16 protein-coding genes and 3 tRNA genes are annotated in these 16258 nt (G+C 41.4%); 10 read left to right on the plus strand and 9 right to left on the minus strand.

Translation table 11 applies throughout. The features are described 5' to 3' along the window. Nucleotides 1-43: 43 nt before the first annotated feature. On the minus strand, nt 44-583 hold the full coding sequence (locus FTU58_RS00335) for a DOMON-like domain-containing protein (RefSeq protein ID WP_070153929.1): 540 nt from the start codon (nt 581-583) through the stop codon (nt 44-46). A gap of 9 nt (nt 584-592) precedes the next feature. After that, nucleotides 593-916: a ribosome assembly RNA-binding protein YhbY gene (gene yhbY / locus FTU58_RS00340; protein WP_168418845.1), complete on the minus strand. Its 324-nt coding sequence runs from the start codon at nt 914-916 to the stop codon at nt 593-595. Nucleotides 917-1213: 297 nt separating this feature from the next. Between yhbY and rlmE the strand changes: the two genes are divergently transcribed. From rlmE to FTU58_RS00360, 4 genes are all read left to right on the plus strand, one after another. Next, nucleotides 1214-1864, plus strand: a complete 651-nt coding sequence (gene rlmE, locus FTU58_RS00345) for a 23S rRNA (uridine(2552)-2'-O)-methyltransferase RlmE (protein ID WP_168418844.1) — start codon at nt 1214-1216, stop codon at nt 1862-1864. A 136-nt stretch (nt 1865-2000) separates the two neighbouring features. Then, nucleotides 2001-3890 (plus strand): ATP-dependent zinc metalloprotease FtsH, encoded by a 1890-nt coding sequence (ftsH, locus tag FTU58_RS00350; protein ID WP_168418843.1) that lies wholly within the window; start codon nt 2001-2003, stop codon nt 3888-3890. Nucleotides 3891-4077: 187 nt separating this feature from the next. Next, nucleotides 4078-4929 (plus strand): dihydropteroate synthase, encoded by an 852-nt coding sequence (gene folP, locus FTU58_RS00355; protein ID WP_216076790.1) that lies wholly within the window; start codon nt 4078-4080, stop codon nt 4927-4929. 115 nt (nt 4930-5044) lie between these two features. Continuing rightward, entirely contained in the window at nt 5045-5359 is a 315-nt protein-coding gene (locus FTU58_RS00360) for a DUF5713 family protein (protein WP_180061908.1), read from the plus strand. 25 nt (nt 5360-5384) lie between these two features. On the opposite strand, the gene FTU58_RS00365 is transcribed toward FTU58_RS00360, so the two are convergent. Next, nucleotides 5385-5810 (minus strand): hypothetical protein, encoded by a 426-nt coding sequence (locus tag FTU58_RS00365; protein WP_180061909.1) that lies wholly within the window; start codon nt 5808-5810, stop codon nt 5385-5387. Between the two features lie 119 nt (nt 5811-5929). Next, nucleotides 5930-6015: transfer RNA gene (locus FTU58_RS00370), tRNA-Leu, on the minus strand. Between the two features lie 209 nt (nt 6016-6224). Here FTU58_RS00370 and FTU58_RS00375 point away from each other — a divergent pair. Then, the gene (locus FTU58_RS00375) at nt 6225-7997 is read left to right on the plus strand and encodes an alkaline phosphatase (protein ID WP_180061910.1); all 1773 of its coding nucleotides are present in this window, start codon (nt 6225-6227) and stop codon (nt 7995-7997) included. 70 nt (nt 7998-8067) lie between these two features. Here the strand turns inward: FTU58_RS00375 and FTU58_RS00380 are convergent, their stop codons facing one another. The 3 genes from FTU58_RS00380 to FTU58_RS00390 all read right to left on the minus strand — a co-directional run bounded on the left by FTU58_RS00380 (nt 8068) and on the right by FTU58_RS00390 (nt 9083). Beyond that, complete coding sequence (locus tag FTU58_RS00380; RefSeq protein WP_178318547.1) at nt 8068-8799, minus strand: hypothetical protein; 732 nt, start codon at nt 8797-8799, stop codon at nt 8068-8070. Nucleotides 8800-8908: 109 nt separating this feature from the next. Then, nucleotides 8909-8994, minus strand: a tRNA-Leu gene (locus FTU58_RS00385). Between the two features lie 15 nt (nt 8995-9009). Beyond that, nucleotides 9010-9083 (minus strand) — tRNA-Cys (locus FTU58_RS00390). 152 nt (nt 9084-9235) lie between these two features. Between FTU58_RS00390 and folD the strand changes: the two genes are divergently transcribed. Then, complete coding sequence (folD, locus tag FTU58_RS00395; RefSeq protein ID WP_178318548.1) at nt 9236-10084, plus strand: bifunctional methylenetetrahydrofolate dehydrogenase/methenyltetrahydrofolate cyclohydrolase FolD; 849 nt, start codon at nt 9236-9238, stop codon at nt 10082-10084. 270 nt (nt 10085-10354) lie between these two features. Then, complete coding sequence (locus tag FTU58_RS00400) at nt 10355-11023, plus strand: methyltransferase (RefSeq protein WP_004972140.1); 669 nt, start codon at nt 10355-10357, stop codon at nt 11021-11023. A gap of 39 nt (nt 11024-11062) precedes the next feature. Here FTU58_RS00400 and FTU58_RS00405 read toward each other — a convergent pair whose 3' ends face one another. Then, nucleotides 11063-11497: a hypothetical protein gene (locus tag FTU58_RS00405; protein WP_026438295.1), complete on the minus strand. Its 435-nt coding sequence runs from the start codon at nt 11495-11497 to the stop codon at nt 11063-11065. 294 nt (nt 11498-11791) lie between these two features. After that, nucleotides 11792-13621, minus strand: a complete 1830-nt coding sequence (locus FTU58_RS00410) for a phosphoenolpyruvate carboxykinase (GTP) (RefSeq protein WP_180061911.1) — start codon at nt 13619-13621, stop codon at nt 11792-11794. Nucleotides 13622-14038: 417 nt separating this feature from the next. Between FTU58_RS00410 and FTU58_RS00415 the strand changes: the two genes are divergently transcribed. The 3 genes from FTU58_RS00415 to groES all read left to right on the plus strand — a co-directional run bounded on the left by FTU58_RS00415 (nt 14039) and on the right by groES (nt 16207). Continuing rightward, nucleotides 14039-14977 carry a diacylglycerol kinase family protein gene (locus FTU58_RS00415; RefSeq protein WP_180061912.1) on the plus strand — a complete coding sequence of 313 codons (939 nt, stop codon included), beginning with the start codon at nt 14039-14041 and terminating at the stop codon, nt 14975-14977. Continuing rightward, complete coding sequence (locus FTU58_RS00420) at nt 14958-15731, plus strand: metallophosphoesterase (RefSeq protein ID WP_180061913.1); 774 nt, start codon at nt 14958-14960, stop codon at nt 15729-15731. The genes FTU58_RS00415 and FTU58_RS00420 overlap by 20 nt, the downstream gene beginning before the upstream one ends. Nucleotides 15732-15916: 185 nt before the next feature. Next, the gene (groES, locus tag FTU58_RS00425) at nt 15917-16207 is read left to right on the plus strand and encodes a co-chaperone GroES (protein ID WP_004972131.1); all 291 of its coding nucleotides are present in this window, start codon (nt 15917-15919) and stop codon (nt 16205-16207) included. Nucleotides 16208-16258: the final 51 nt, after the last annotated feature.

Below are 16258 nucleotides of genomic sequence, written 5' to 3' on the forward strand. Positions count from 1 at the left end.
TACAAAATGAAAATCTGATTACGCTTTTTGAAACTAGACAAGATTAGAACTGATGTAACCAATCTCGTTTATTATGAAAATCGGCTGCAGGACTGCTGTGTTGCATGGCATAAAACTGTTCGCCCTGACTGGTTTTTAGCACTGCCGTCAGACCTATAAACAAATCCGTCCATTTTAGTTTATGTTTCAGCATAAATTCGGTTAAATCCAGACTCACATTCAAACCATAATGTGTGCGTTTCAGCTGATTCAGTTCAATATCGTAAGCAGCCACGGGCGGCATTTGCTCAGGATAACGATACTCTTCAAAGGCGTAGGCTTGCCAAGCTTGAGAAGGGGATAAATTGATTTCACGATAAAAATCTTCGCCCTGAACCCCAATGAAAATTTCAAAGCAGGTGTGTTCCCACAAAAAATCCTGACGTGGATGTGACGCTACCAAAGCAGGCCATTCGACCCACTGATTTGGATCGCGTAGCCAAAAGCCCACATTTAACGTAAATGGGCTTTGTTGTTCAATTGCACCGACCAAAGAAATGGCCTGAAATTGACGATTAAATGCGCTGAGTTCGTAACTTGCCATTGAGGGAGATTAGTTAGACAAGTGAGCGTGGCGAACTAAATTAGATAATTTAGCATTTTGTTTGGCTGCTTTTTTGTAGAGCAAGACAATTTTACCAATGCTTTGTACCACTTCAGAACCTGTTGCTGCAGCAATTTCAGTAATCACAGCTGCACGTACTTCACGGTCTTCACCGCCAATTTTGACTTTAATCAATTCGTGATCGTTTAAAGCACGGTTGGTTTCTTCAATTACATTTTCAGTCAAACCTTGACCGCCAATCATCACTACAGGGTTGAGTGCATGACCAATTTGACGTAAACGCTTGCGTTCCTGAATAGATAGAGCCGCCATAAAGATAACCTAATTTTAAAAACGGCTTAGTATAACAAAAGCCAGTTTGAAACGCTGTAAATTCTATGCAAATAATCTGTGATCTTACTGCCTTGTAAAAATATTGAATCTGAATACTTGGTGATATTTATCTGTAACAGTCAAAGTAACTTTTTGAAGCCTTAGCACAGAAATAAGCGATGGATTTAATAGAAAAAACAGGTCAGTTCTTGGCATTTAGATACAGATGTCTACTGCAAGCGGGTGAATTTTCACGTACAATCGCAATTTAGATGTCTATTCATTATTAAGAGAGTTATGGCAACACGCATTACCAACCAAAAGTTATCCAAAAGTAGTCGTGCGTGGATGAGAGAGCACTTAGATGATCCCTTTGTGAAACGAGCACAAAAAGAAGGGTATCGTGCACGTGCTGCATACAAACTACTTGAGATTCAAGAAAAATATAAACTGATCAAACCCGGTATGACTGTGGTGGACTTAGGTGCTGCTCCAGGCAGTTGGTCACAAATTGCAGGGCAACTTGTGGGCGACAAAGGCTTGGTGATTGCTTCCGATATTTTGGAAATGGACGCACTACCAGATGTGACCTTTTTACAAGGTGACTTCCGTGAAGAGGAAGTGTTCGAAAAATTGTTAAATATTTTAAACGGACGCACGGTAGACGTTGTAATTTCTGATATGGCCCCCAATACATCAGGTAATAAAGCTGTAGATCAACCGCGTCAAATTTACTTATGCGAGTTGGCGCTCGATTTTGCCAACCGTGTATTGGGACCCAATGGCCAGTTTGTGGTCAAAGTGTTCCAAGGTTCGGGGTTTGACGAATTTCGTAAACAGGTCGTGGACAGTTTTGATGTTCTAAAGACAGCAAAACCCGCTGCTTCACGGGCGCGTTCCAAAGAAGTATTCCTTATTGGACAAGGACGTAAAAAGGCGTCTAAATAAAGTTTACTTGCCAAGCCGTTAAAAATTGTGCATTTTGTACGTTTTTAACGAATTGTCTAGCTGATCTTCAGCTTTTTGAATGAAAGGTCACCCAGTAACGGGCATGATCAAATTAGATTGATATGGGAATAAAGCTTTGAGCGATCTCTTCAAGAATGCCGTATTGTGGCTGATTATACTTGGTGTGCTGATTCTAATTTTCAGCAACATCAATAACAGTGAAAAGCCAACTGCAATGAACTACTCAGAGTTTGTTACAGCGGTGAATGCTGGTCAAATTAAGCAAGTCACAATTGATGGCGAAAGAATTAGTGGCGAAAAAGTCAACGGCTCGTCCTTTGAAAGCATTCGTCCAGCAGTTCAAGACCCTGAACTGATGCCGAATCTGATTAAAAACAACGTTGTTGTTGAAGGTACTGCACCTCAACGTCAAGGTTTGTTAATGCAACTATTGATCGCAAGTTTCCCTGTACTTTTAATCATTTTGTTATTCATGTTCTTTATGCGCAACATGGGTGGCGGTGCAGGTGGTAAAAACGGCCCGATGAGCTTTGGTAAATCTAAAGCTAAAATGTTGTCTGAAGACCAAATTAAAGTCACATTTGCAGATGTTGCGGGTTGTGATGAAGCAAAACAAGAAGTAGTTGAAATTGTAGATTTCTTAAAAGACCCTGCAAAATTCAAACGTCTAGGTGCAACAATTCCTAAAGGCGTGTTGATGGTTGGCCCACCAGGTACAGGTAAAACCTTACTTGCTAAAGCCATTGCAGGCGAAGCGAAAGTTCCATTCTTTAGCATTTCAGGTTCTGACTTTGTTGAAATGTTTGTAGGTGTGGGTGCATCTCGTGTTCGTGATATGTTCGAGCAAGCCAAACGCCATGCGCCATGTATTATCTTTATTGATGAGATTGATGCAGTTGGTCGTCACCGTGGTTCTGGTACAGGTGGTGGTCACGATGAGCGTGAGCAAACATTGAACCAGATGCTGGTAGAAATGGACGGTTTTGAAGGCAATGAAGGCATTATTGTCATCGCTGCGACGAACCGTGCCGATGTACTGGATAAAGCCTTGTTACGTCCTGGCCGTTTTGACCGTCAAGTGATGGTTGGCTTGCCTGACATTAAAGGTCGTGAGCAAATTCTGAATGTACACTTGAAAAAGTTACCTTCAGTTACGGGTGTAGATGTCAAAGTATTGGCACGTGGTACACCAGGCTTCTCAGGTGCACAATTGGCAAACCTTGTGAATGAAGCTGCATTGTTTGCTGCACGCCGTAATAAAAATACGGTAGATATGCACGACTTTGAAGACGCCAAAGACAAGTTGTATATGGGTCCTGAACGTAAGTCGATGGTACTGCGTGAAGAAGAGCGCCGTGCGACCGCTTACCACGAAGCAGGCCATGCGATTGTCGCTGAAATGCTACCAGGTACAGACCCTGTGCATAAAGTTACGATTATGCCGCGTGGTTGGGCATTGGGTGTGACTTGGCAGTTGCCTGAGCATGACCAAACTAGCCATTACAAAGACAAAATGCTGAATGATCTGTCAATTTTGTTTGGTGGTCGTATTGCTGAAGAAGTCTTTATTAATCAAATGTCGACAGGTGCATCTAACGACTTTGAGCGTGCAACTAAACTTGCCCGTGCAATGGTGACGAAATACGGTATGTCAGACAAACTGGGCGTCATGGTGTATGAAGATGATACACAACAGTCGTTCATGGGCAGTCTAGGCAGTCGTACAATTTCTGAAGCGACTCAGCAGCAAGTAGATGCTGAAGTGCGCCGTATCATTGATGAGCAATACAGAGTTGCGCGTGATATTTTGGAAAATAACCAAGACATCGCACATGCAATGGTGAAAGCATTGTTGGAATGGGAAACGATTGATCGTGACCAAATCCGTGACATTATGGAAGGTCGTGAGCCACAGCCACCGAAGGTTTATATTGCAGATAATCCTGTAATTGATGTAACCCCAAACGATGGCCCAAGCACACCGCCACCATTGCCAGCAAGCTAATACCAACACGCTAAGCAATGCTGTGAATTTAAAAAAGAGCCTTTAAATAAGGCTCTTTTTTTATCGCTATAGCATGTGCGCAATCTTGTACTTATAGGCTATAAAATGGTTTGAGGGTGAAAAGAATTCAACATCTTAAAAACTAGCCTTGTTAAAATACGACTTTCAAATGAACAGGAAGATCAGCATGCAGCTCATGCCATTGCCTAAACGTGTATTGCAATGCGGACGTTTGAGTTTGGATTTATCTCAACCGCATGTCATGGGAATTTTGAACGTGACACCAGACTCGTTTAGTGATGGTGGTCGTCATAATGAAAAAGAGGATGCTGTAGCACGTGCTTTGGAAATGATGGCCGAAGGAGCGACCGTAATTGATATTGGGGGAGAGTCAACTCGCCCAGGTGCGAGCCCTGTAAGTGTTGAAGAAGAAATTAGTCGTGTCGTACCTGTGGTTGAGGCCTTATCACAACATAATGTGGTGCTATCCATTGATACCTCACAGCCTGAGGTAATTCGTGCTGCAGTAAACGCTGGTGCGCATATTTGGAATGATGTGCGTGCCTTGACGCGTCCTTATGCACTGCAAACGGCTGCTGAATTAAATATCCCTGTGATCATTATGCACATGCGTGGCGAACCGACCACCATGAATAATTTAGATCAATATGATGATGTGACGGAAGACGTGATTGCTGAGTTGCAGCAACGGGTTCAAGATGCGCTGGCTGCAGGTGTAAAGCCTGAAAATATTATGATTGATCCAGGTTTTGGTTTTGCAAAAAATGCACAGCAAAACCTGAAATTGCTTAATGAGCTGTATCAACTCAATCGCATGGGTTATCCAATCTTATCTGCATTGTCGCGTAAGCGTTTTATTGGTGAAGCTACGGGTGCGGTAGAAGCTACAGAGCGTGCCGTGGGGTCAGTGGCTGCGCATTTACTTAGTATTCAGCAAGGTGCATGTATGGTACGTGCGCATGATGTAAAAGCCACCTCAGATGCCATTAAAATATGGCAAGCCATGCAAAGTGCTTAAATAAACGTACTTGAATAAATCATTCAGGCCTGTGAAATTTTGCCTAAGCTAGTATAAAGGCTAGGCTTATGGTATATAGGCACGCTTAAATCTCTGTATTTTTTTGAGTGCCTGTATGTTTGCAGATTTACTTCTCCCGATGTTTGATGACGAATACTACCCAGATATTTTGGTTGCTGAACTTAAGCAACTCATTTTGCGCTTTGCAAAACAGGTATCGCAAGCGGGTGTTTCGGAAACTGATATTTACTACTTTGCAGATCAGACAGTGCAGGCGATTAACCAAATGAAGCCACAATTTCAAGACTTAGATTCAGATTTAGATGATGCTGCAACTGACTATATTGCAGAAGCGATGATGATGGTACTGCAAGATCAGGGTCATTTTGACATTGAAATGGAAGAGTTGATTGCAACGAGAGAGTGGTGATAGGTCACTCTCTTTCAGCTTTAATTTATGAGTGATTCAATAAATCATCTAAAACATCATCCAAATGGCAACTTTGCTGTGTATGTAGTTCTGCAATTTCCCGAACATTCAACGTATATAGCCCATTATGTTCATTCGGCTGTGCAATTAAATTGACCCAAAACTTTGTATTTTGTTGCAGCAAAGTTTTGAGTTGCTTTTCTTCTTCAGGATTTTGGAAATTTAATAAATATAAATTGTTGCCTAAGCTGCAACGACGTAATTGTAATTCTTGATTTTTATATTGCAATGTTCCTGCAAAAACATCATAAAATTCTGCATCAGTTTCAATTGGGTTTACGGATTCGGTTGCTGACTCAAGGCTGGGATTTTGTGCATGGCTTGCAAAACTGAGCAAGCAGCATAAACAGATCACCCATTTGAAAGAGAAGATAAAGCGTTGTAGAGACATTTCAAATCATCGGCACATAAGTGTTATCGTTTTCAATATTATATTTTTTAGGCATAAAAAAACCAGCTTAATGCTGGAGTTCTTTATTTGCACCATTTGAATGATTTGATTCATTAAAATGGTGCCCGAGGCCAGACTCGAACTGGCACGCTTTGAGGGCGGGGGATTTTAAATCCCCTGTGTCTACCGATTTCACCACTCGGGCATGTGCGCAATAATAGAGGACGAAATAAATCTTGGCAAGTAAATTTATTTACAATTGCTTTCTTTTCAATCAATTCAACTTATTAGCTTGAAAAAAGTTCGGTTTGCAGTATATTTCTGCTGTTTGTCATCAATATTTCATGAATTTGAGATCAAAGCGAAATCATAAATTTCTATGTTGAGCGCTCAAGAAAAATAAAAGGAATATTCATGAACATTCGCTTAACTCGCCGAGAGCTGATTCAAAAAAGTTTGGCTGGTTTTGGGGCGTTGTCATTGCCAGTCGCATTAACTGCATGTGGTGATGACAATGAAAATACAGCAGAAAATGCATTAAAGGTGCAGTTTTTGCATGGTGTCGCCAGTGGTGATCCGCTGCATGATCGTATCATTTTATGGACACGTGTAACGCCAAGTGACATGGCAGCATGCATTGAAGTGGTTTGGGAAATTGCCAGCGATGAGGCGTTTAAGCAATTGGTAAATACTGGCAAAGTACAAACCAGCGCAGCGCAAGATTTTACTGTTAAAGTGGACGCAGATCGTTTACAGGCAGGGACTAAATATTATTACCGTTTCCGCTTTGGTAATACGGTTTCTGCTATAGGACAGACCAAAACCTTGCCACAACGCAGCGATCAAGTGAAATTTGCGGTCTGTTCTTGCTCGAACTATCCCGCAGGTTATTTTCATGTGTATAAAGAAATGGCACAGGAAAACAATCTGGATGTGATTATTCACTTGGGTGATTATATTTATGAATATGGACAAGGTGGCTACGCGACTGACGATGCAAAACAGTTAGGACGTACCTTTGCTGCAGACAATGATAAAGAAATTATCAAGTTAGATGATTATCGTAAACGTTATGCTTTATATCGTACCGATGCTGATTTGCAGACTGCTCACCAACGCCATCCATTTATTGTCATTTGGGATGACCATGAACTCAGTAATGATACTTGGGAAGCGGGTGCAGATAATCATCAAGAAGGTGAAGGCAGCTTTATAGAACGTAAAATTGCCGCATTACAGGCTTATTTCGAGTGGATGCCAATTCGTCCAGTTGCAGAAAATGATCATTTGAATATTTATCGCCAGTTTGATTTTGGTGGTTTGGTGAATTTGATGATGCTGGATACGCGTATTTTGGCGCGTCATAAGCAATTAGATTATGCTAACTATATGACGGCAGAAGGTATTGATGCTGCTAAATTTCAGGCAGATTTATTTAGTGATCAACGCACATTGATGGGTGGAGTTCAACGAGAATGGTTGCAAAAGCAGTTGGGGCAGTCTAAGGCTACTTGGAATGTTTTGGCTCAACAAGTGTTGATGGCGAAAATACTGATTCCACAAGAACTGTTATTGCCTTTAGCGAAAATCACCAATGGTGACCAGCAACCTGAAACACTTGCACAAATGAAGCAGAAAATTACAGAATTGGTCACGCTGAAATTGCGTTTAAAAGCGAATGATCCAACTTTGACAGCAGTAGATAAGGCACGTTTGTATGCGGTTGCACCTTATAACCTCGATGCTTGGGATGGTTATGCCTACGAGCGAGAAGTTGTGTATGGGACATTGCAGCAACTTGGGAAAAAAGCAGTGGTGTTGGCAGGTGATACTCACAATGCTTGGGCTGCAACCTTGCATACACATGAAACAAATCATGAGGTTGGGTTGGAATTCGCGACCAGCTCGGTATCATCGCCCGGAATTGAGTATTACTTAAATGTGCCTGCAGACGAAATGGCAGCGTTGGAATATGCCTTTCAAGAACTGATTGATGAACTGGATTATTGCAACTTAAATCAACGTGGTTATTTAACGGTGACTTTTGATCGTGCGCAAGTGGTTGCAGATTGGAAGTTTATAGATACGGTTAAGGCACGTGAATACAAACTCGATGATACGCGTGGTCATCAACAGAAGTATGGTGTAGACTTAAAACCAATCATTGATGTCGCTAAAACTGCTTAAAATTGGTGTGATATTTACAGAAAACCGAGTCTAAGTTGCTCGGTTTTTTTTGATGATTAAGCGGAGGTTTTTAATCGAGTTTATCTTGAATATAACTATCTAAATCTATGTACTTAATCCTTTTACATAAATTGTGTTCAGCCTGCATCAGTTGTTGATGTAACTGAATTGCATGTTGATATTGCTGATTCAATTGGGCAAAACGAGGGCTATTTTTATTGGAAAAATACATCCGATATTGAATTTTAGCAGCTTGACGATATGACCAATACGCAGCACGGCGAAATTGCGTTAAGCAATATTTTTGTTCAAGGCTTATGTGGTCACGGAACATATTCTCTTTATAGAAACGTACAAAACCAAAACTGATGCAGAAAAAGAATAAAATCCCTTGCAGAATTGCACTCTGAAAATAGGCGAAATTTACCGCTTGTAGCAGAATCAATACTGCTATTTTTATGGTGGCATGTTGCTGTAGTTGATACCACGATGCCGAACTGTGTTTAATTTGATACAACACATAAGGTAGAAGCAGCATAAAACCTAACATGATGGCTAAAATCGCCAATGCCTTGGCTTGAAAGGCATCGTACTGCGGTGCAAAGTTTTGAATCCCGTGCGCCAGACTGATTGAAATAGGAATAAAAATCAGGCAGGCCAAGACCCATGGAATCATTTCTTTCCAATCATCCAGCATGCCTTTGCTTTGAATAAAACCATAAAACAAAATATTTCTTTTAAATGCAGCAGGGTATTGTTGTTGCAATTGCTGCAAATCAAGAAGCGCTTGTTTAGGGTTCATAGAGGCATCATTGAATATTGAATAAAGAGGGGAAAACCTAAAATTTAGGCATAAAAAAACCAGCTTAATGCTGGGTTCTTTATTTGCACCATTTTAATCTATTTTAAAATGGTGCCCGAGGCCAGACTCGAACTGGCACGCTTTTAGGGCGGGGGATTTTAAATCCCCTGTGTCTACCGATTTCACCACTCGGGCATAGTTTTACAAGATTGGAGGCGGAGGTCGGAATCGAACCGGCGTCCACGGAGTTGCAGTCCGCTGCATGACCACTCTGCCACCCCGCCGCGTCTTGTGATGCGTATATTAGCAAGCTCTGAAAAAAAAACAATACTATTAAATGAGCAGATGCACATTAATTCGACATATAGAATAAAATAGTCTAAATAATCATGTATTATTTGCAAAATTGATTCATATCAACATTTGGAGATGTGCCGTGGCATTAATTTTAGACGGTCGTGCATTGGCAAAACAAATTGAAGCTGATCTGTTAACACGTGTAGAAGCGTTAAAAGCAAAATCAGGTCGTACCCCAATTCTAGCGACTATTTTGGTCGGTGATGACGGTGCATCTGCAACTTATGTACGCATGAAGGGCAATGCTTGCCGTCGTGTGGGCATGGATTCTTTAAAAGTAGAATTGCCAACAGAAACCACCACAGAACAATTATTGGCAGAAATTGAAAAATTGAATGCCAATCCTGATGTGCATGGTATTTTGTTGCAACACCCAGTTCCTGCGCAAATTGATGAGCGTGCTTGTTTTGATGCGATTTCACTTGCAAAAGACGTAGATGGTGTGACCTGTTTAGGTTATGGTCGTATGGCAATGGGCGAAGCTGCATATGGTTCTGCAACACCTGCAGGCATTATGACCATTCTTAAAGAAAACAACATTGAAATCGCAGGCAAACATGCCGTTGTTGTGGGGCGTTCGGCAATTTTAGGTAAACCAATGGCTGCGATGCTTCTTGAAGCAAATGCCACAGTGACCATTTGCCATTCACGTACTCAAGATCTTGCAAGTTTTGTGAAACAAGCGGACATTATTGTTGGTGCGGTTGGTAAAGCTGAATTGATTCAAAAAGACTGGATCAAACCAGGCGCTGTGGTTGTTGATGCAGGCTTCCATCCACGTGATGGCGGTGGTGTTGGAGATATCCAATTGCAAGGCATTGAAGAGATTGCTTCTGCATATACGCCTGTACCAGGTGGCGTTGGCCCAATGACCATTACAACTTTGATTCGTCAAACGGTTGAAGCGGCTGAGAAAGCGTTAGGTTGATGAAGACCTCTCCCTAACCTTCTCTTGCGCTTCAATTTAAAAGCAGTGCTTTAAATTTTGCTCAGGAGAGGGGAAATTCATTGTGAAAATAATGGATGCTCCTTCTCTTGCGCCGTATACGGCTCAGGGAGAAGGCTGGAATGAGGGCTTAAAAATTCTCTCCCTAACTCTCCTAAAAAAGAGTGGGGAATTCATTGTAAAAATAATGAATGCTCCCTCTCCTTTAAAAAAGCAGAGGGAACTTTTTAAATTAGAACGAATAAAAATCCAATGAGCTGTACCTTTCAATTTCCTAAAGCCCCTGAACATCTTTTAGATGCTTTACATGATGTAATTCCAAATTGTGAATTACTGGCACAGCAATTGCCTGAAACGCCTATTTCACTTTGGCTTATTCCACCAGTATTTCCTACCGACAAGCTAGATGATGAAGTGATTCGTCGTATTTGGAATGATACGCCGTACTGGATTTTCTGTTGGGCTTCAGGACTTGCAATGGCGCAATGGTTATTGGCAGAACCGCAGCAAGTAAAAAATAAAGTCGTTTTAGACTTTGGTGCAGGTTCGGGCGTGGTGGCGATTGCTGCAAAAATGGCAGGTGCCAAACGGGTAATTTGTTGTGATATTGACCCCATTAGCCTTGCAGCCTGTCGAGCCAATGCTGAATTGAATGATGTGGTGCTTGAATATTTAGATGATCTATACAAAGCAGAACAAGTGGATGTATTGTTGGCTGCCGATGTACTTTATGATCAATGCAATCGCTTTTTTTTAGATGAGTTCTTAAAGTTCGCCCCAGAAGTTTGGGTGGCAGACAGCCGAGTGAAAAACTTTAGTCATCCACAATATATAAAAATAGATGAACGCAGCGCGACCACATGGCCAGATTTGGATGAAGCCAAAGAGTTCCGTAATGTGAGTTTTTATAAGACGCGATAACTCATCACGTCTTATAGGAAGCCAGTTTTGTGGCGCGAATTAATTGCAGCTATAACGCACAATGCGCAGTGTGCTTGGGCGAGCATCTAAGGCCTGACGTGTAGCATAGTTTTCACTGCTATGTAGCTCAGGTGTGTTCGATAAGCCAATAGAGGTGCGGCTTTGCCCAAGTTGGCGACCATACGGGTCTTGTTGGTTGGCTGCAGGATTCACCACTTCATTAATACTTAAAATCCGCAATTGATAAGTTTTATGCGCACCAAGTTCTTTTTGGCAAGCACGCTGTAATTTACTTTCATCGCGCTGTTGGTTTTGACGTCCTGCAAGAGTGTAGGCTAATACTGCGGTGCGATCAGTTTTGCTTTCGACTTTATAGCCAACAAAACTATTCTCGTTTTGCTCAGGCAAACTTTGACAAGCGGATAAACCTAACCCAAGTCCCGTCATAGCCAAAATAATCATTGTATTCTTCATGGTTTTATTCATGATCATGTCCCATGTTTTGAAGTCATTAATTCTTGTTTGAAGTATGCCATAGCTGAGAGGACAAAGCATGGCTTTGTTAGTGGTGTGGCAGGCTGTCTATATTTTGGGTTGATGAGCATGTGCTTGTGGTGTCATGTTTTTACCTTGAATCTTCGTATTATTTAGTATTTACACATCAGGTGGGGATGTTGAAGCTGGAATGTTGATGTTTTTAGCAACTAAAATATTAGGGCAATAAAAAAAGGTCACCGAAGTGACCTTTTCTTAGCAATCAGCGTTGAATTACGCAGATTTAACCGCTTCAAGTAAAGCAGCTTGACGTGCTTTCAATGCAGCAGGTAGGCGCTCACCAAGTTTGTTGAATAACTCAGTGTGGCTTTCTAACTCTTTGATCCATTGTTCTTTGTCTTGCGCTGTTACAGTTTCAAATTGCTCTTTAGAGAAATCTAAACCAGTCCAGTTCAATTGCTCATACGTTGGAACAAAACCAATTGGAGTTTCAACAGCTTCTGCACGACCTTCGCAACGATCAATGATCCACTCAAGTACACGCATGTTTTGACCAAAACCAGGCCATACGAAATTGCCTTCTGCATCACGACGGAACCAGTTTACGTTGTAAATACCTGGTAATTTGTTGCCTGCAGCTTTTGCTTTTTCGCCAACTTTCTCACCCATTTCTAACCAGTGAGAGAAGTAGTCTGCCATGTTGTAACCAGCAAATGGAAGCATTGCAAATGGGTCGCGGCGTACAATACCTTGTTGACCAACGGCTGCTGCAGTAGTTTCAGAACCCATAGTTGCAGCTTTATATACGCCATCTACCCAGTCAAATGCTTCTGAAATTAGAGGCACTGTGTCTGCACGACGACCACCGAAGATGAACGCTGAAATTGGAACACCTGCTGGATTTTCCCAGTCAGCATCGATAGAAGGGCATTGACCTGCTGCAACAGTGAAGCGCGCATTTGGATGAGCTGCTTTTTCTGCGCCAGTGTGTGGTTGACCTTTCCAGTTGGTTAGGTTTGCAGGAACTTCTTTAGATAGACCTTCCCACCATACTTCGCCGTTGTCAGTCACAGCAACGTTGGTATAAATCACGTCTTTGTGCAGAGTTGCCATACAGTTCGGGTTAGTCTTGGTGTTTGTACCAGGAGCAACACCGAAGAAACCAGCTTCTGGGTTAATTGCATATAAGCGACCATCTTCACCTGGTTTGATCCAAGCAATATCGTCACCTACAGTTTCAATTTTCCAGCCTTCGTAACCTGTAGGTGGAATTAACATCGCAAAGTTGGTTTTACCACATGCAGAAGGGAATGCTGCAGCGATGTAGTGTTTTTCGCCTTGTGGATTGGTCACGCCTAAAATAAGCATGTGTTCTGCTAACCAGCCTTGTTCACGGCCCATTGCAGAAGCAATACGAAGCGCTAAGCATTTTTTACCCAATAATGCGTTACCGCCGTAACCAGAACCATACGACCAGATTTCACGAGTTTCTGGATAATGTACGATGTATTTTTCTTTGTTACATGGCCAAGCAACGTCTTTTTCGCCTTCAGCCAATGGTGCGCCCACAGTGTGTACGCAAGGAACAAATTCGCCATCTGTGCCCAATACGTCATAAACAGCTTTACCCATACGAGCCATTTTAGACATGCTGACAGCAACATAAGGAGAGTCAGTTAATTCAATACCGATGTGCGCAATGTGGCTACCTAATGGGCCCATAGAGAATGGAACCACATACATGGTACGACCAGCCATTGAACCGTCGAATAAACCGTTTAATTTAGCGCGCATTTCAGCTGGCGCTTCCCAGTTGTTCGTCGCACCAGCATCTTCTTTGTTTTCAGAGCAGATGTAAGTACGGTCTTCAACACGAGCAACGTCAGAAGGATCTGAATTTGCAAGGTACGAACCAGGGTGTTTTTCTTGGTTTAATGCTTGCATGGTGCCGTTAGCGATCATCAAGTCGATTAGACGTTGATATTCTTCTGCGCTACCGTCACACCATTCAATTTTTGCTGGTTTCGTTAACTTTGCAATTTCTTCAACCCATGCAATAAGCTTAGGGTGACGAACGAATTCTGGTGCGTTCACTTGGGTCATGGTGAGGCCTATCTTAAATGTGTACAAATCGTGTACAAAGTACAATCTGAACGATGGGGTACATGGTTCAGATGAAATATGAAAAAAAAGTGGCTGTATTAAAGCACAAAAACATAAAAAAAATAAGACATAGGCTTGATTTAGCTTTATGTGAAAAATACCCATATAAATAATGAATAACATATATGAAACATGGGCTTACAACTTTTTTGTGTTCCATTTATCATTATTTAAAAAAATTATGGGCATTATTTATTTTAATTATTTTTAATTAAAACATGTACTTATATCTTAAATTTTATAAAGAATGATTATTGATTTAATGAATGGTCGTCATTCGATTTTTACATAAAGCTGCTTTTCATTCTGCATCAATTGGTTGAAATTAGAGCAAAAGCTTTAAAATGATTGAAGAAAATGTCGACAACATTACAGCCTTTATCTCTTATTTATAATCAAAAATCAGGATTTCATGCCACACAGCAAGAAGGTGTATATGAAGAACTGTTGCATGTTTTGTCACAGCATGGTTTTGAAATCCAATTGTTTGAAATGGGTGAAATCGCCAATTTTGATCAACTGATGCAACAGGTGTTAGCACGGCATCAAGCAGCGCAGTTAAGCGGTGTTGTGGTTGCAGCAGGTGGTGATGGTACTTTAAATGCAGTGGCGGCTAAACTGAAAGGCACTCACATTCCGATGGGTATTTTGCCTTTAGGCACGTTTAATTACGTGGCGCGTTTATTGAATATTCCACTGGATTTAATTGAAGCCGCACAGGTCATTGCCACAGGCACGACGCGAGCTGTGCATGTGGCACAAATCAATCAACATATTTATTTAAACAATGCCAGTTTGGGTTTGTATCCTTTATTCATTCAAAAGCGCGAGCGTTATAACCAATATTTAGGACGTTTACCTTTGCATGCCTATACTTCAGGTTTGGATGTGCTGATTCGTGACCGTAAAGAGTTAAAATTAAAAATTGCAATCGATGGCACACTTTATCCCTTAAAAACCCCGTTGATTTTCTTTGGCAATAATCAATTGCAATTATCTGAAATGAATTTACGTATTGCGCAAGCGGCAGAACAGGGCAAAGTTGCGGGTGTCGTGGTTGCCAAAAGCGATAAGCTGACTTTATTTAAAATTTTATGGCAAATGATTCAGGGCAAACTAGATCAAGCCAGTGATGTTTATAGTTTTGCTGCAGATCAGGTGGTAATTCACAGTACACAGACGCAGCTGACCGTGGCGATAGATGGGGAAATTGTCAAAATGCGTCCGCCATTACATATTTCGGTGCAGAAGAATGCACTCAACATTAAGGTGCCGCATGTTATTGCATCTGTCTGATTTGCATTTCGGCACCGAAAATATCGCGTGTATGCAGGCGATTCAACAGTTGTGTGCATCATTGCAGCCTGAAGCGGTAGTGGTGAGCGGCGATTTAACTCAACGCGCACGTTATGCACAATTTTATGCCTGTAAGCATTTTTTAGACAGTTTAGATGTGCCGTATTTGGTAGTACCAGGTAATCACGATATTCCGCTGTATCATCTCTGGAAAAGGTTTTTGAGTCCATTCGCCCGTTATCAGTTGTTTTTTGGACGCATGGAAAGTGTGTTGGAAACGCAACATTTTTATCTGATAGGCGTAAATAGTATTCGGCGCCGTTTTCACACGCGTGGGCACATTTCTTTAGATCAAATTCAGGAGATTGATGCTTTGCTGCAAACCGCGCCAAGTAATAAGTTTAAAATTTTGGTGGCGCATCAACCATTTTATACACCACCAGATGATCGCCACGGCATTAAAGATTGCCCAGTGTTGGGACGAATTGCCTTAGAGCAGTGGAGTAAAAATGGTTTATATGCCTTGTTGCATGGACATTTACATCAACCCGCAGTATATGACTTAAATCAAATTTATGCCTTAGGCGCAGCGCATCCTGTGCTGGATATTCATGCGGGTACTGCAATTTCGTATCGTTTGCATCAAGGTATGCCGAATAGCTTAAATGTATTGTGTAAAAATGGTGATGTGCAGCATTACATTTTCGATGCCACACAAAAGCAATTTGTATTGTGGCAACAAAATGCAGAATAAATCACCGATCTAGCCAACTTGTCTAAAAAAACAACAAAAAATGAAAAATTTTTAGCTTTTCCCCTTGAAGCGTTTTTTTCCATCCCCACAACTGTGTCATCTAAAATTTATTTTGATGATGACCAAAGGAATAAATAAGTCGTCATCAGGAATCTGTACATAGACCTAGTCTGATGGAGTTATTTATGAGCAACATTCGTCCATTACATGACCGTGTAGTTATTCGTCGTGTTGAAGAAGAAACAAAAACAGCTGGCGGTATCTTGCTTCCAGGTTCTGCAGCAGAAAAACCAGCGCAAGGTGAAGTGATTGCAGTAGGTAATGGTCAAATTACAGACAATGGCGTACGCGCTTTAGACGTAAAAGTGGGCGACAAAGTCTTGTTTGGTACTTATGCAGGCACAACAGTTAAAGTAGACGGTGAAGAACTTCTAATTATGAAAGAGTCTGACATTTTAGCGGTACTTGAAGGCTAATTTCAGAACTCATATTCAAAGCAAATTTGAACATTATTTAAAAATATTTGG

This window comes from Acinetobacter sp. YH12120 (assembly GCF_013418795.1).
Taxonomy (GTDB): domain Bacteria; phylum Pseudomonadota; class Gammaproteobacteria; order Pseudomonadales; family Moraxellaceae; genus Acinetobacter; species Acinetobacter towneri.

Bases quoted from the DNA above. Each gene is read 5' to 3' on its own strand.
- FTU58_RS00335 (WP_070153929.1), bottom strand. From the start codon at position 583: ATGGCAAGTTACGAACTCAGCGCATTTAATCGTCAATTTCAGGCCATT.
- yhbY (WP_168418845.1), bottom strand. From the start codon at position 916: ATGGCGGCTCTATCTATTCAGGAACGCAAGCGTTTACGTCAAATTGGT.
- rlmE (WP_168418844.1), top strand. From the start codon at position 1,214: ATGGCAACACGCATTACCAACCAAAAGTTATCCAAAAGTAGTCGTGCG.
- folP (WP_216076790.1), top strand. From the start codon at position 4,078: ATGCAGCTCATGCCATTGCCTAAACGTGTATTGCAATGCGGACGTTTG.
- FTU58_RS00360 (WP_180061908.1), top strand. From the start codon at position 5,045: ATGTTTGCAGATTTACTTCTCCCGATGTTTGATGACGAATACTACCCA.
- FTU58_RS00365 (WP_180061909.1), bottom strand. From the start codon at position 5,810: ATGTCTCTACAACGCTTTATCTTCTCTTTCAAATGGGTGATCTGTTTA.
- FTU58_RS00375 (WP_180061910.1), top strand. From the start codon at position 6,225: ATGAACATTCGCTTAACTCGCCGAGAGCTGATTCAAAAAAGTTTGGCT.
- FTU58_RS00380 (WP_178318547.1), bottom strand. From the start codon at position 8,799: ATGAACCCTAAACAAGCGCTTCTTGATTTGCAGCAATTGCAACAACAA.
- FTU58_RS00400 (WP_004972140.1), top strand. From the start codon at position 10,355: ATGAGCTGTACCTTTCAATTTCCTAAAGCCCCTGAACATCTTTTAGAT.
- FTU58_RS00405 (WP_026438295.1), bottom strand. From the start codon at position 11,497: ATGAAGAATACAATGATTATTTTGGCTATGACGGGACTTGGGTTAGGT.
- FTU58_RS00410 (WP_180061911.1), bottom strand. From the start codon at position 13,621: ATGACCCAAGTGAACGCACCAGAATTCGTTCGTCACCCTAAGCTTATT.
- FTU58_RS00415 (WP_180061912.1), top strand. From the start codon at position 14,039: ATGTCGACAACATTACAGCCTTTATCTCTTATTTATAATCAAAAATCA.
- FTU58_RS00420 (WP_180061913.1), top strand. From the start codon at position 14,958: ATGTTATTGCATCTGTCTGATTTGCATTTCGGCACCGAAAATATCGCG.
- groES (WP_004972131.1), top strand. From the start codon at position 15,917: ATGAGCAACATTCGTCCATTACATGACCGTGTAGTTATTCGTCGTGTT.